Raw genomic sequence first — 15,337 nt, 5'->3', positions numbered from 1 at the left:
CCCTCCAAGTAATAGTGTAACATCCATGTATGTACATGGTCTTTTTACACTGTCTACTTAAAGGGGATAATATCAATACTAGTTCTTTTTGTTTATTTAGAATAAATAAAATTTTAAAAAACATAAATATTCATGTTACCATATATTATGACACTCGATTTTTTTATACCATACAACAAAATTAAACCAATCCCTTATCTATAATAGATAAGGGATTAGTTTGTATAAGTAATTTTTATTTAACAATTTTAATCATGTCCGAGGATTAAAAACCATATTAAAAATTTACATAACCCCACTTATCGGTATTCAATGTATCTAGAAAAAACCCCTTCAGTTTACTTGCTGAAGGGGTTTCGTATTTACATAATTTTCGAAAGCGGAAGTTAAAAAGTTTTAGTTTCTTACTCAATTAAAGCACTCCGTTAGTTTAATAAGAACAGAGACGCTTATTCAACAAACGCGCCCTATTCTTGAACAGGTATATGCCCACTCACTAATAAAAAACAAATAGGGCTACCTCACTTTGTTAAGTTAAATAAACGACCTCGTTAGTTAAGTTAAGTAGTTGCCTTATAATAGAGAAGTCCGGGCTATTATAAGGGCATTCTTATTTCCTTCCGCTCAAAATCATTGCATTTCCTAATACTTTTTTGTTTAATAAGAGTTTTGGTAACTCCATTTCTTCAGTAAGCTCGTAGCTATTCAATTCAGATACACCATGTTTCTTTAAGACATTTAAGAGCTCTTTTTCATCCCCAAATATTTTTTCATCCATAAACAAATCTAAGAAAATAAATTCACCACCAGGTTTTAACACTCTTAAAGCCTCTTTAATTACTTCAGTTTTATTTTCTCTATCTTTTACTTCATGAAATGTTAGACAGCTTACAATTATATCAAATTCATCATCAGTAAAAGGGAGTTCTGCAGCACTTGCTTTCAGAAAATCAATTCTATCAGAGACCCCTTCTATTTCAGCATTCTGTTGGCATTGGGATTTGGAATATTCCCAATTTCCGCCCCAATAATCAATTCCAGTTAGAAAGGACTTAGGAAAAGTCTTTGCCAGTTTAATAATCAGTGAACCACTACCGGTTCCTATATCTAGTATTTTTCCTTTTCCATCCCAATTCACCTTGGCAACAATTAAATCATGTATCTTTGACTGATAATTCCCCCCAAATGCTGCAAATTGGTAAACTGAATAAGAAAGTATAAATGCTATATAAATAAAAGGCAACGCAAAAATACCTGACAGAACTCGCAGGTATAAACTAACAGGTAATAATGTTACCAAGAGAAGAATGAGTGAAATAACCAAAAAAATAATTAGTTTGTAAATTCGTATCCAAGTTCGATATTTAGTTTTTGTTTTCAACATATCAGCCATCCTTAAATAACCTATATTTTGTTTGCTATAATTATATAGGAAATCAATAATCCTGTCCTATAGTTTAAGTACATGACTTCATAATCCCCATCTATTTTAATATTAATATCCAATTATTTCAGAAGAGAACCTCAACAATCTGGCCAGATTGTTGAATACAAGTTAAACAACACTATTCAACTAAACTGCCCGTTAGTTGAACAAGAAATAATGCATACCCTATACATTTTAAGTTTACATAACGTCTCATTATTGGTAGCAAGGACAAAGGCATCCCCTTACTCTCACAAGGGATTCACCTTTTTCTATGATTCTATGCATCTTTTTATACATTCCTATCCTGGCGCGTCTTCCGGCTTCCCCATAGTTCCCTATGTCCCCCGATTTTTTGCATAAAATCTTGCATGTATCTTTAAGTTGATGGGCATGTATGGTGACCCCTATTAAGAAAATTTGCACCAGTCCCTTTTTGAGCTATTTTTAAATCTTTTACTTCACGAATTTCTTTACCGATAATTTCTAATGCATGCCCTATTATTTTTTTATAAATCACTCTAGATTCTTATAGTATAATACCTATTTAATGACGTATGACCTTACTCTTGGATTATTGAAAGTTATATTAAATACTTTACTATATTAAAGTTGTTTTTAATAACTATCATTACATCGAGAAAGTAATAGTCAATATTTAAGAACGAACATTTATACTGATGACAACCTGCTGCATAAAGCTTAAGAATTCTTAAGAACTTTTGCCCCTATTTCTTAAGGTTTGGACTCTAGAGTATGATTATGAATGCAAACATACGGTGTGATTAATTATGAATACGATTCGCTTACTTATTTCTGTATACAATGAACAAAAAATTAGTCGTTCCAGTCCTTCCAAGTTCTAGATTTCTTGGAGACAAATTAATTGAAGGAACTGAATTGAAGAAAATAAACATTGTCAAAATCGGGTCAAGAACAGGTGTATTCAAAGGAAAGTTAATTAAAAGTAGATGAAATCTAATGAATTGGATAATGTTTAGCCTTAACATAATGAACATTATATTAAGGTGAACAGTATCACTATATTCAGTATGTTGTTTCTTGTTTTTCGCCGTTAGATTTACAATAAAGAGACGATAGACATGTCTCACCTGCAATTGTCTTTAAATGTTCAATATGAGAAAACATGTGGAGGAAGAAAATGGAGTCAAACATTCTTATTGTTGATGATGATAAAGAGATTAGAAATCTTATCTCTGTATACCTGGAAAATGAAGGCCTAAAAACTCAAAAAACAGAAGATGCTTTGGAAGCTTTACAATTGTTAGAAGTAAAGGAATTTGATCTTATTATTTTAGATATTATGATGCCGAATATGGATGGTATTGAAGCTTGTATGAAGATTAGGGAAGATCGCAATATGCCTATCATTATGCTATCTGCAAAATCTGAGGATATAGACAAAATTCAGGGACTGGCCTCTGGTGCTGATGATTATTTATCAAAGCCGTTTAACCCATTGGAATTAATCGCTAGGGTAAAATCCCAATTAAGAAGGTTTAAAAAATACAATACGTCAATAGAACATAATAAAAGCATTCTAGAAATTGGTGACTTAACCGTGAATACAGATACTCGTCAAGTATGGGTAAGGGGAAAAGAAACAAGGCTAACTCCAAAAGAGTTTGATATTCTCGAACTACTTGTCCGTAACAAAGGGATTGTCCTGAGTGTTTCAAAAATATATGAATCAGTTTGGAAAGAGGTTTTTTATAAATCAGATAATACCGTCATGGTGCATATTACAAAAATAAGAGACAAAATTGAAGAAGATTCTAAACATCCCATTTATATTAAAACTGTTTGGGGAATTGGGTATAAAATATGAAGAATGTTAGTTTCAGAAATAAGATCATTATAAAACTTCTTGGTGCTGTTGCAGTTAGTTTTTTTATTTCATTTGGTTTAACAATCCTCATTTTGGTATACGTCATAGATCCAACATTTAAAAAACACGAAGAATTTGGTATGTATGAATTCTATTTGTCATTGTTGTTCCTATTCACGTTCGCAATCTTTAACTTTATTATAATTTTTTTGATATTGGTTCGAAAGAAAATAGTATATTTGAAGCTCATTTCTGATAATGTGAATGATATTGCCAATGGAAAACTAGGTCTGACAATTGGGATTAAGGGGAAGGACGAATTGACCCAACTTGCTCAAAATATCAACTATATGTCCAAGGAATTGGAAAATACATTTGAACAAGAAAGACGATTAGAACGTACAAAAAATGAACTTATCACCAATGTATCTCATGACTTACGCACACCATTAACATCTATTATTGGCTATATAGATTTATTAAAAAGAGGGCAATACAACAGTAAAACACAATTACAGGAATACCTTGAAACCACTTATTTAAAATCACAGAGACTGAAATATTTAATTGATGAACTGTTTGAATATACTCGTTTATCAGGCATAGATGCTAAGTTAAACTTTAATGAAGTTGATCTATCAGGTTTGTTGGAGCAAATAGTTGGAGAATACATTCCTATATTTGAAAAAGAAAGTTTAAACGTTCAAAAATCAATAACGGAAGAAACAATACCTATTTTCATGGATGTAGAAAAAATGGTACGTGTATATGAAAATCTGTTTATGAATGCGATAAAGTACAGCATGAAACCTTCCGAATTATCCGTATGTCTTGAATTAATAGATAACAAAGCGATTTTGAAAGTATCAAATAAAGTCGAGAAGCCGCCTGTTAGCGATCCTAATAAATTGTTTGAAAGATTTTTCAGGGGTGATAAGGCAAGAAAAAATGATCAAGGAAATGGACTGGGACTTGCTATCTCCAAAAGGATCGTTGAACTTCATAATGGTAATATACATGCAGAATATAAAGACGGCTGGATGTCCTTTATTGTTGAACATCCAATTAAATAGAATGGCTTATGGAATTACAGGTTCCATAAGCTTTTTTTTATAAAAACTTAAGAAATCTTAAGGATTTTACGGGGTGTTTCCTAATTTTCATAGTTTATCATGGATGTATTCAAAGTGATGAGGAGTGAGGAGAAATTAAAAAGAAAATTTTATTTACAGCTTTCAAGTGGATACATCGTGACACCCTCATGAAAAAGGTAGATGCAACACGACTATTTTGTTAGTAGCAAATATGAATAACCCTTATTTTATAGAAATAAAAAAACAAACGTAGGAGGATATATATGATAAAACCAGTTGTAGATGTAAAAAACATTCAAAAATTGTACGGTAAAAAAGGTGAGAATCAATCACACGCGTTAAAAGGTGTATCATTCTCAATTCAAGAGGGAGAATTTGTTGGTATTATGGGGCCTTCTGGTTCTGGTAAAACAACATTATTAAATGTAATTTCAACGTTAGACACAGCAACGGGCGGCATTGTTCAAATTGCAGGTACGGATATAACGAAAATGAAACAAGGTGAGCTTTCTGATTTCCGTTCGCAAAAATTAGGATTCATTTTCCAAGACTTTAACTTATTAGAGAATTTATCTATATATGAAAATATTGCACTCCCACTTTCACTTCAAGGTCTTTCATCTCGTAATATTGGAAAGAAAGTAGAAAAAGTGGCTGATATGTTAGGCATTACAGCAATACTTCAAAAGTATCCTTCTGAAGTATCTGGTGGACAAAAGCAACGTTCCGCAGCAGCACGTGCGTTAGTTCATGAACCTGCAATTATTTTAGGGGACGAGCCAACTGGATCTCTAGATTCTAAAAATGCAACGAGTTTACTTGATGCCATGACAAGCTTAAATAAAGAGCAAGGTGTATCCATTATGATGGTTACGCATGATCCTTACAGCGCAAGTTACTGTCAGCGTATTTTATTCATTCAAGATGGTGAGTTATATAAAGAAATTCATCGCGGTGGTACCCGTGAAGAATTCTATAAAGAAATTTTAGACGTGCTTGCAAACTTAGGCACACAAAAAGCGTAAGGAAGGAAGTTCAATCATGTTATTTAAGCTTTCTATGTCAGGCCTAAAAAGTAAGTTGCAAGATTACATTGTTTTACTTGTTGGTCTTATCGTATCTATTTCTACTTTTTATATGTTTCAAACGCTATCATTAAATAAAACGTTTCTTGAATCTAGCTCTTCTATTCGGGATATTGTATCTATATTCCACATTGGTTCCTTTCTGTTAGCGATTATAACATTTTTCTACATTTTATATGCAAACTCTTTCTTAGTATCTCTTCGCCAAAAAGAGTTTGGTATGTATATGATGTTAGGAGCAAAAAAGCATAAAGTTACACTACTTATGTTTATTGAAACAATCGTATTAGGCGCAGCGTCTCTTGCGATTGGAATTACAGTTGGAGTAGGACTTGCAGAAGGTATCGGACAGTTACTAATGAAGCAATTGGAATTTCCTGGTGAGGGTTATCAAGCATTTTATATTCCATCTATAACTGTTACGTGCATCTTCTTCTTTGCACTATTTGTACTATCAGCAATTATGAGTAGTATTAAATTAGTACGTTTTTCCGTATTACAACTTGTACATGCAGATGCACAAACAGAACGTGTCGCGGTAAAAGGAAAAATGACAGTTGTAGTTGCATTCCTTGGTTTAATTTTGTTAGGTATTGGTTATGCATCACTGACCTATATTCCACAAGCGGGAATGGCTGCTCTTGGATTAATGGCCCTTGGATTGACCACAGCAACCTTTGGTACTTACCTTTTATTTGGATCACTTCTCCCAGTTATGATTAACAAGTTAAAGAGTAATAAAAAACGTTGTGAGAAAGGCCTCAATGCTTTTACTTTTGCACAATTAAATTTTCGTATGAATAGCCTAGCAAATGTGCTTGCCACGGTAGCAATGTTAGTGGCCCTTGGAGCTGGTGGGATTTCTGGTGGTATGGCATTTAAAAACAACGTAATAAAAATGGTTAATGGTAGTGAAATTTACGATTCAGTCGTTCATAATCCAACAACTGAAGAAAAGAAAATTTTGAATACTATCTTATTTACAGAGAAGCTTGAATATCATTACAAAATAGATGGTCAGTCTATTTACTATTTAAAAGAGGATTTAGAGAAAAATCGTCCTTTAGTATTGAAAAATAGTAATGAGAGAGCAGAGTTTGGGAAAACAAAGAGAGTTTCAGAAGAGTTGCCAATTGGTGCAAACGTGAAGAAGTCACCGCAACAATGGAGTGAAGCTTTCGAAATAATCCAGCCATATTATATGTATCCTGATCATGAAATAAAAATTGTAGACAAAGACATGTACCATAGTATAGAGGGTCGAGAAAGTACTGTGTTTATTGGGAAAACAGATAATTTTAAATCATACTTAAAGGAATGGAAACAACTTGACGAATTACAGTTAGCTAAATATACAAGTATGAAACCTGAAGAACTAAAGAGTAAATATCGAATGTATGATTCTTATCATGGCATGTTCAGTGGATTGATGTTCATGGGCTTCTTCGTCGGAATTGCGTACTTAGCAATGATGGCAAGTTGCCTTATGTTTAAAGTTTTGTCTGGTGCATCCAAAGATTGTACGCGTTATCAAATGCTTCGTAAAATCGGTGTTCGCCGAGAGTTATTAACACAATCGATTTATAAGGAGTTATTCTTCGTGTTCTTAGTCCCAGCAATTGTTGGCATTGTTCATGTATTAGTTGGTATGAACATGTTCGGAGCCATTTTGATTGATCCATATTTTCGTATTTGGTTACCAATTGTTATTTTCGTAGTGATTTACTCGATTTATTACTTCATTACAGTTCAATTGTATAAAAGAATTGTGCTTCCGAAAGAAAATTAATGTAATGATGTTATTTATAAAAAGTATCAACATAATCGGACCCTGTTTTACTGTAGGAGTTTAAACAGGCGAAGTAACACCCTCGAACAATCGCGGGTGTTTTTTTACATTGTTTGAAATGGATAAAGAGCATAGTCTTTAATTAAATATACCAATATATTCAATGTCTAAATAATACAAACGGTATGAAGAGAATTTCTACTCTTTTCATACCGTTTTACATTTGTTTATAAGTTTCATATGAAATTCGTGGGAAGATGGCAGCATTTCTTTTATAAATAAGACTCAAAAGTTACCATACCTGATAAAGGAAATATTAATGTAACTCTAGTTCCTTTATTCACTTCAGATTCAATGCCAATTTTCAATCCTAATTTTGAACATAGTTTTTCGCATAGATACAAGCCCATTCCTGTACTTTTGCTAAATCTTCTTCCATTAAATGGCCCTTTTCTGGAATATCATTATGTTATTTTTACCATAAAAAGTCCTTTAGACAAATTACATCCAAAGGAGCAAAGCTTCGTAACTTTTTTATAAACGTCGTGACTTTATTTTAAACATCGCATCTTTTTTACAAACATCGCGACTTTGTTTTAAATCCACATCTTGTTCAACTAAAGCACCCGTTAGTTCAATAAGAAAAAATTATCTATGATTATTAAAGTGGCCCCCCTTCAAAACCAATAGGCCATATTACTCTCATATTTTTGTGTATATTTTGACAGCATTCGAGGCTTGCACCAGAACCCTTTATCACTTATTAAAGGATCTTTTTTGTTTGCATAATATAATTACCACCAACTTATATGAGAGGTAGTCTTCAGTGGGACTGGATTCCAACTTTGTTGTATTGTTTGCCATGATTTGACCGTTCCATCTTTACTTTTAATAAATGCTTTAAATTCTATATTTCTTTCAGCTGGCAACACAACATTTCCTCTCCAATCATTACTATGAGAATCATAATATAGTTGAATTGGATACTGTTTCGTGTCCCAACTTCCTAATTCCGCACGATTGCCAGTAATATAAACAGTATCTCCTATTGTTGTAGGAGCATTTTTTACTACAATCGTTTGCATAACAGGAGTCACACCTAATAAATCCTTAAATTTCTCCATTAATGAATTGTTATACATTACATCTTGATACCGAAGTAACGTAAATCCAGCAAAATTATAATTAAAAGCCATTTCTGCAACTCTGTTATACTCTGCCTCATTTCCTAAACTTAAAGCATTTTCACCATTTAATACAATTCCCTTTTGATTAGCTAATGTTGCAATTTCTTGTACTAATGTTCTAGGCATTGAATATTCGGGATAACTACCTTTATCTATCATTTCTAGACAAGTAAATGTTACATCTAACTTTGCGCTTTTGAAAGCATCAAGTAAATGGCTATAATTATTATACCCTGCTGGCTTTTCTGCCCCGTGAGGTATAACCGGATTATTATATTGCCAATGTACTCCTGCAATCTTTGCACCGATTGGTACTTGAAGAGTTGAATCAAAAGCATCGTGTGCCAATTCACCAATTAATTTTGTATGACTTTCTAAAACACCTTGATACCATTCTAAATAATCTTTTCCATATGAAGAGTTATATCCATTCTTTAGAAACAGTTCCTCATCGCTTGGTGGTAAAATTTCTGAAACAGAAGTAAGTTTTGTACTCCACTCTTTGTTCACTTCATTTAAGGAATCATATTTATTTAATACCCAGGAACGGAATTTTGATTTTGCAAATTCTGTATAGGTTTGAAACTTTCCACGTGATGGATAACCGCTTCCATCAGCAGATGTGTAGGAAGGATATCTCAGCTCTCCAGCTGGTCCCCCAGATAAGTATATCTTTGCGATTACATCTTTATACGGTTTCATAGCTACTGCGAATGCCGTATATAGTTCACCATATTCCTTTTGAATTACATCTGAAGCAAGTGGATTCAATGTTTCTTTATTAACGGTTCCGGTTTCAGATTTAAAGTAAAGACTATCATCATTTTTTTGATTCCAAACCCATGAAGGAATTGGTGTATTACAATCATCGCCAACATTTCCACCACACTGATGTGTAGAAATAATAGGTATCATTTTCATACCTGCATTTCTTACTGATTGAGCAAAACGCTGTACGTATGAAAAATCAAATTGCTGATCCCCGTTCTTTTCCATATCTCCCCACCAAAAATCAACAGTAATAGCATAAAAACCATTTTGTTTTGCCCACCTTAAATCATTTTCAAATGTCTCCCAATTTGTTACTTCCGGAATCTTTTTTAATGGTGCCATTAAGTAAGCTTTGTAATCCGGATTCATTCCTTTTCCATTTACAGCTGCAAAACTTGCTTGTGGAATTAATAGAGATACAAATAACATCAAGACAGATAAAATGACAATACCATAATATTGAAACTGTTTTTTCATCCCTTTTCTCCTTTTCCTTTTTTAAATTTATAAAACACTTATGTATCCGTTTTCATTATATACGAAAAACGCAATCGTTTGCATGGGAATATTGCATAATATTAAGCTAAAATAAACAAGCTAGATTAATTAAATTGTTTATTTTAAAATTCGACTACAGATTATTCAGTTCTGGTGCAAAAAATCTCTTAAACTTGGACATACTGATATTACTACTCTACAAAAGGTGTGTGATCAGTATGGAAAAGGAGAATTTGTTCAAATGGAAGCATTATCAGCCTGAACTAATCTTATTAACAGTAAGGTGGTACCTACGGTACAACTTGAGCTTTCGTAATCTGGTGGAAATGATGGAGGAAAGAGGATTATCAATTGCTCACACAACGATTATGCGCTGGGTTCATCAATATGGACCTCAATTAGAAGAGAAAGTACGACATCATCTTAAGTCAACAAATGACTCTTGGAGAGTCGATGAAACATATATCAAAGTAAAAGGGCAATGGATGTATTTATATCATGCAGTCGATTCAGAAGGGTATACAATTGATTTTTATCTAAATCAATCAAGAGATAAACAAGCAGCCAATCGCTTTTTCAAGAAAGCCTTGGCTTTTTCGTACGTTTCTAAACCTCGCGTGATAACAGTAGATAAGAATCCTGCCTATCCTGTAGCGATTCAAGAGTTGAAAGAAGAGAAACATATGCCTGAAGGTATACAACTAAGGCAAGTTAGATATCTCAATAATATAGTGGAACAGGATCATCGTTTTATTAAGAAACGCGTGCGTTCTATGTTGGGATTCAAGTCATTTAAAACAGCAACCTCTATATTGAGTGGTGTTGAAGCCATGCATATGATGAAAAAAGGGAAACTTCACTCACAGGTGAAGTCTGCCCAAAATGAAGTTAGGTTCATACATAAATTGTTTGGAATTGCATCATAATCTGCCATTGAACAGTCTATGTAGGTTTCTATGTCCCTATCAAATGATTTTTGCACCAGAACCGAATTCCTCATATTCTATGATTAAAAGTTAAAAACAGCTTGTTTATTAGTCTACTTTCTGCATTTTAAAGTAATAATATTATTATCTAATCTTCAAATTGCAAGTCTATTTCACCCCTTATCATCTCTTAACAACAAACAAGACGCCAACCAGATCACGGCAGCGCCTACGATAATTGCTATAAACTTAATCAAACTCATTTATCCTTACATTATTTATTTCTTTGCTTCCATACCCCATGCTCTTTACGATAAGTATCCTTTCCATTCATGAAGTCAGCTGTATTACCAGGCATGCTATATCTTTTATTCTTTTTCTTAGCCTTCTTCTTCAGCCTTTTCTCTTCTTGAACAGCTTGCAAATCCGCCTTCCACTGTTTCAACAAATCCTTTTCACGTCGCATCGAATTTGTACCCCTCGGATTAAAATGTGAACCAAACAACTAGATTCTACCAATTTATATAGATATCCTTTAATCCAATTGTTAATTTTATACAAAATAAAAGAGCACCCATAATCGATAGGTGCTCAAATATATGAAGTGGGGCAACCCCATACTCCAATATATGCTTGTCCTTATTAAAAGGTGCAAAATAAAAAGAGTACCCGTCATTAGGTACCCTTCAACAAATAAGTATGGCGCCCCAAGTTTCACCTCATATGATAACTCGTCCCACGAATTCATCATATGCTTGTCTTATTAGAATGTTCACTGATTTAATGTGTAATTTATATATAACAAAGAAAAAAGCACCCATTTTGGATGCTTAATGTATACTAATATTAATATTGAATAGCTCTATTGATAGACTTTCTAGAACAATGAATATACTAGCTGAAGCTGATCTATATCCAATATTATTTCCTGTAACATTAATAGTAATCTCCGCTAAATGGGTTTGCACATCATCTTTTTCAAAAATTTTATCTTCAACCTTTTCAATTATTGCTACATTATCTACTTCTTTAAAAGTTTTCAGCAATTTTGTTTCTATTAAAGTAAAATCAAAATTTTCATTTTTAACTACATCAAATTTAATCTTCATTTTTCTTTCCCCATTTTTAACCAGTTAATATATTGACATTAGTATAATTATATATACTTTTATTACATAATTCAAAAGTTATGTTTTATAAAACTCCCCATAGTTCACATATTTAATAGAGAGAAATAAAAAAACAAATGGCAAAAGTTCCTCTTCAAAGGTCAAGATAACTCTCAACCTTCTCCAAGTCACCGCAACACTATATATTAGCTACACGCTTCACATTTGGTTAGTTCGGTGACTGGGAGAAGACTAAGAATCTTCTCGTTTATACTCCGTAGAGTCGGCTCAATACTTCGGCTACTTAATGTCATTTTCACCTTTGCAAACCAATATCGAATTATAAAGGATTAATATCAAGACGTATATATTTCTTCCGACGCCTTGTCTGAACCAATACACTATAGGGACGGAAGGGGAATGTTTCCGCTGTATTGGCTCAAACAAAGAGCGAAAGCTCTCTGCTCTCATTTTGGTCATTAATAAGAATCGTGAGTAATTACTAATGAACGAGATTAAGCATACATTTTTAGAATTTTAGAACGCAAGTGTCACTCAATCATGAGCAACCACCCCCATTCCATTTTCAAGAAACGACATATCAGAGAAATAGACTTATATTTATTATCAACCCAGAGGACGCATTCCGAGCTGAATGATAAATATAAATAATTTCGGGAAGCTCTTATTCCCTCTAGCCTCCGCGTCACCGAGTAACGTTATTATAATGGGAACGCTATCCCCAAAACGTATTCTCTTTTCAAAGAACTGTTTATGGAAATAGCTTATAATTTTCACGTTTTTATTTAGTCCCCCAAAAAGTTCGCATTTTGTTCGCGGTTTTTAGATTATCCCTAATGCTGTAGCAATCAATTTAACCGCACTCTGCTTCTTCTCATAGAAATATGTCTTCTTGAGTAGTAGATCATGATAAACGTCTGAATCCTTTACTCTCTCGTTTGTCAGAAACTCACGCTCAACGATTTTACGCTCGTCTTCATCTAATAGGTTGTTAAGCGCCTTCTCTACCTGCTGCACCTTCCATTTACTTGTATTCCTTGAATCACGTAACCCAGGGAATAAACTGATTCCTTCCTGCTCCACTTCATTACTGAATCGCATCTTGAGTGCTCTGTATTCCTTTAATACGCTCACTACTTCCTTTTGTACTTTCTTATCATCGATAGCTGGTAATAAAGTTAATTGTCTCTCCATGAAGGAATCCCCCTATTTCTGAATTTGTAATTTTAACATCACATAAGGTACGTGAAATTTTAATATTTCATTGTTGAATAAGGGAACGACGGTTAGTAAGTAGCCCCACCATCTACTCGCCATCGTTCCGCTATCCATTAAGCCTTTAATAATTTACGTTTCTTGTTGTTCATTTTCTCTTTCGCTGCTTCAATGTCATTCGCTACCTTTTTATGGTCCTGATCAAATTGAATCATGCTATCTATTACCGGTGTGAATCCTTGCTCATCAATGTATTGTAAGTAATCAACTGGCGCTCTTTCTGTCTGATCTACCAGGTACCCGTAAATATCAAAGTCTGCTCTTGGTATAGACTTCGTAGCCTTCGGTTGATGAGACATCCTTACATAAAATTGAATGACTGTTAGTGGTACCAAGAAGACTGACTTATCCTTGCTGAATTCAATAAGGAAGAAGCAAACCGCTCCCATCCTCTCTGCTTTTTCCAAGTAATCTAATTGGTGCTGCGCGATGTTTTTTAGATCAAATCGTGTAGGATTCTCAGTAGACTTCGCTTCAAATGCAATAGCTCGTCCTTTGTACACGCCATCATAGTCTACTGTACTTTTAGCTTCATAGAATCCATTTAGTACTCGTCCACCCTTACTCTTTAACACCTTCACAGGAGCCGGACGTTTATTTATAAGCGCCACTCCCGCTCTTTGATACATTTCATTCACTAGATTGATAAGCATTTCAAATGCCATCCCACGGTTTCCTAGTCCCATTGTTATTCCTCGCTTTCTATTCAAAGGATTATTTTATTAAGTTTCTACAAAATGGTAATTAATATATAATTAAACTATTCAAATCTTAGGTGGTGATACACATGACTGATACAATCCGAATTATTCTTTTCACTCTTGTAGGAATCAGTGCCGTATTCTCTGTAATTAAAGAATTTCAAAAACCAGAAAAAAGAAAATTTTGGATTACATTTGAAACTTTAATTCTAATCGGGGCAGCCTGGATGTTAATAGGGCTTCTCACGCAACCTACATAATTAGTAAATCCCCTGAATAAAACTCAATATTCCGTCAATAATATAGATGACATTAGATTTTTCTCCTTGTTCCCCCTTGGAGAACCGAGCAGTTAGCTTTTGCTAGCTGCTCTTATTTTCTGTAATTGGTTACATTTACCTGATGTTTTTAACGTAATATTACGTTACGATATAAAAGAATAAAATATATTGAGCTGTTATACCATTACCCTAGGAAACTAGGGGGTTTTTTTCTACAAAATGAAATTTTTGTTTAGTTTTCTAATTCGACCACAACAGATGGAGTATCATTCGACCAAACTGTTTCTTTCTCCATGTAAATTTCCTCTAACGTTTTATAAAAAGGGAATCCAATACATTCCGCTCCTTATAAATAACTCTTCAATAGTTGTTTACGATTCTTCAATTCTTCCAAAGTTTGTTTTGTCTTCCTCTTCTCGCTATCTAATCCGACCAAATGGTACTGTAGTTTATGAATCTCACTCTCTACCGTTTTAATTTCGCTTTGCACCTGTACCGCGGTTTCTTTTCTCATTACTTACCTCCTTTAGTTCCTGCTAATAATTGCGTTACTTCATAAACACTGTTCTCCATTGCTCGCATTACTCCTCATCTCCTTTTAGTAATTCGAATAACTCCTGCTCACTCATTTCATAAAGCTGACGTCCTGTATCTTCTTCCTTGTAAATCCCTTTGTGTAATAAGACGTCGATGAAAATTTGCTTCCTGTCCATGTTTCCTCCTAGCTTGTCTGTTTCGCTCTTTTTCTTTGGTGACTTGAATACGTGTTTTCTAATATTTTTATAAAGAATAGCCTCAGCGTTTATGAAGTCTTTAAACAAACTAATCACTGAACCACTTCTTTCATTCTCGAATCGAGACACGAAAACAACTTAGTTTGTAGGAAAAAACTGTTATTTTTCATTTCCGGTCATGCCCCGATTCCAAAATAAAGAGCCGCTCAAACGAGCGACTCTAAGCTTTTATTCTTATCTAACATCAAAATGTTCTTCTTTCACCCATGCGTTTGGTCCAATATCAATCCAACCATCTTTGCGAGAGTAAATGTCATACGGAAGAGAACCATCCATTCTGCCTAAGTAGCTTCCAGCTGGAACACCTGGCGCTGAGTATCTATTAATACCGAAACCAGGTGCATATTTTGAATAAGCAACGGAACACTATTTAACTAATTTTTCTATTCTTATAAAACATAAAAAATAGCTTCTATTGGGATTGTTTTTTTATCGAATATCTAAAATATCAAAGTGTTTTTCAGGTGCCCAACTATTTCTACCAACATCGATCCATCCTTCTTTACGAGCATAAATCATGACAGGCGCTTT

14 protein-coding genes and 2 pseudogenes are annotated in these 15,337 nt (G+C 33.7%); 6 read left to right on the top strand and 10 right to left on the bottom strand.

Translation table 11 applies throughout. The features are described 5' to 3' along the window. Positions 1-610 precede the first annotated feature (610 nt). Positions 611-1,384 carry a class I SAM-dependent methyltransferase gene (locus tag JDS80_RS29180; RefSeq protein ID WP_199640664.1) on the bottom strand — a complete coding sequence of 258 codons (774 nt, stop codon included), beginning with the start codon at positions 1,382-1,384 and terminating at the stop codon, positions 611-613. A gap of 1,204 nt (positions 1,385-2,588) precedes the next feature. Here JDS80_RS29180 and JDS80_RS29175 point away from each other — a divergent pair. From JDS80_RS29175 to JDS80_RS29160, 4 genes are all read left to right on the top strand, one after another. Continuing rightward, a complete protein-coding gene (locus JDS80_RS29175) occupies positions 2,589-3,275 on the top strand; it encodes a response regulator transcription factor (RefSeq protein WP_199640663.1) in 687 nt (228 codons plus the stop codon). Continuing rightward, positions 3,272-4,348: a HAMP domain-containing sensor histidine kinase gene (locus JDS80_RS29170; RefSeq protein ID WP_199640662.1), complete on the top strand. Its 1,077-nt coding sequence runs from the start codon at positions 3,272-3,274 to the stop codon at positions 4,346-4,348. Before JDS80_RS29175 ends, JDS80_RS29170 begins: the two co-directional genes overlap by 4 nt. Before the next feature lie 284 nt (positions 4,349-4,632). Then, a complete protein-coding gene (locus JDS80_RS29165; RefSeq protein WP_199640661.1) occupies positions 4,633-5,394 on the top strand; it encodes an ABC transporter ATP-binding protein in 762 nt (253 codons plus the stop codon). 16 nt (positions 5,395-5,410) lie between these two features. Next, positions 5,411-7,243, top strand: coding sequence for an FtsX-like permease family protein (locus JDS80_RS29160; protein ID WP_199640660.1), 1,833 nt, complete (start codon positions 5,411-5,413; stop codon positions 7,241-7,243). Between the two features lie 272 nt (positions 7,244-7,515). On the opposite strand, the pseudogene JDS80_RS29155 reads toward JDS80_RS29160, so the two are convergent. Together JDS80_RS29155 and JDS80_RS29150 are read right to left on the bottom strand one after the other, a co-directional pair. Further along, positions 7,516-7,683, bottom strand: a pseudogene (locus tag JDS80_RS29155) (ATP-binding protein); the annotation flags it as partial. 354 nt (positions 7,684-8,037) lie between these two features. Beyond that, on the bottom strand, positions 8,038-9,678 hold the full coding sequence (locus tag JDS80_RS29150) for a family 14 glycosylhydrolase (protein WP_199640659.1): 1,641 nt from the start codon (positions 9,676-9,678) through the stop codon (positions 8,038-8,040). A gap of 239 nt (positions 9,679-9,917) precedes the next feature. Here JDS80_RS29150 and JDS80_RS29145 point away from each other — a divergent pair, with 239 nt between their 5' ends. After that, entirely contained in the window at positions 9,918-10,625 is a 708-nt protein-coding gene (locus tag JDS80_RS29145) for an IS6 family transposase (RefSeq protein ID WP_199640658.1), read from the top strand. Between the two features lie 274 nt (positions 10,626-10,899). Here the strand turns inward: JDS80_RS29145 and JDS80_RS29140 are convergent, their stop codons facing one another. From JDS80_RS29140 to JDS80_RS29125, 4 genes are all read right to left on the bottom strand, one after another. Beyond that, positions 10,900-11,091 (bottom strand): hypothetical protein, encoded by a 192-nt coding sequence (locus JDS80_RS29140; RefSeq protein ID WP_001250603.1) that lies wholly within the window; start codon positions 11,089-11,091, stop codon positions 10,900-10,902. Positions 11,092-11,455: 364 nt separating this feature from the next. Beyond that, positions 11,456-11,734 carry a hypothetical protein gene (locus tag JDS80_RS29135; protein WP_199640657.1) on the bottom strand — a complete coding sequence of 93 codons (279 nt, stop codon included), beginning with the start codon at positions 11,732-11,734 and terminating at the stop codon, positions 11,456-11,458. A gap of 843 nt (positions 11,735-12,577) precedes the next feature. Then, on the bottom strand, positions 12,578-12,949 hold the full coding sequence (locus tag JDS80_RS29130) for an ArpU family phage packaging/lysis transcriptional regulator (RefSeq protein WP_071772242.1): 372 nt from the start codon (positions 12,947-12,949) through the stop codon (positions 12,578-12,580). 137 nt (positions 12,950-13,086) lie between these two features. Next, positions 13,087-13,716 (bottom strand): Holliday junction resolvase RecU, encoded by a 630-nt coding sequence (locus JDS80_RS29125; protein ID WP_199640656.1) that lies wholly within the window; start codon positions 13,714-13,716, stop codon positions 13,087-13,089. Positions 13,717-13,817: 101 nt separating this feature from the next. Here JDS80_RS29125 and JDS80_RS29120 point away from each other — a divergent pair, with 101 nt between their 5' ends. After that, positions 13,818-13,991, top strand: coding sequence for a hypothetical protein (locus JDS80_RS29120; RefSeq protein WP_199640655.1), 174 nt, complete (start codon positions 13,818-13,820; stop codon positions 13,989-13,991). A 367-nt stretch (positions 13,992-14,358) separates the two neighbouring features. Here the strand turns inward: JDS80_RS29120 and JDS80_RS29115 are convergent, their stop codons facing one another. From JDS80_RS29115 to JDS80_RS31775, 3 genes and pseudogenes are all read right to left on the bottom strand, one after another. Then, entirely contained in the window at positions 14,359-14,526 is a 168-nt protein-coding gene (locus JDS80_RS29115) for a hypothetical protein (RefSeq protein ID WP_175546558.1), read from the bottom strand. A 67-nt stretch (positions 14,527-14,593) separates the two neighbouring features. After that, entirely contained in the window at positions 14,594-14,725 is a 132-nt protein-coding gene (gene fbpA, locus JDS80_RS29110) for a Fur-regulated basic protein FbpA (RefSeq protein ID WP_071772246.1), read from the bottom strand. Positions 14,726-14,980: 255 nt separating this feature from the next. Then, positions 14,981-15,163, bottom strand: a pseudogene (locus JDS80_RS31775) (N-acetylmuramoyl-L-alanine amidase); the annotation flags it as partial. Between the last annotated feature and the right edge of the window lie 174 nt (positions 15,164-15,337).

The sequence above is a fragment of the Bacillus cereus group sp. N8 genome (genome assembly GCF_016483685.1).
GTDB lineage: Bacteria > Bacillota > Bacilli > Bacillales > Bacillaceae_G > Bacillus_A > Bacillus_A proteolyticus.
The sequence above is the reverse complement of the archived record's forward strand: the minus strand, read 5'-3'. Positions and strand labels throughout refer to the sequence as shown.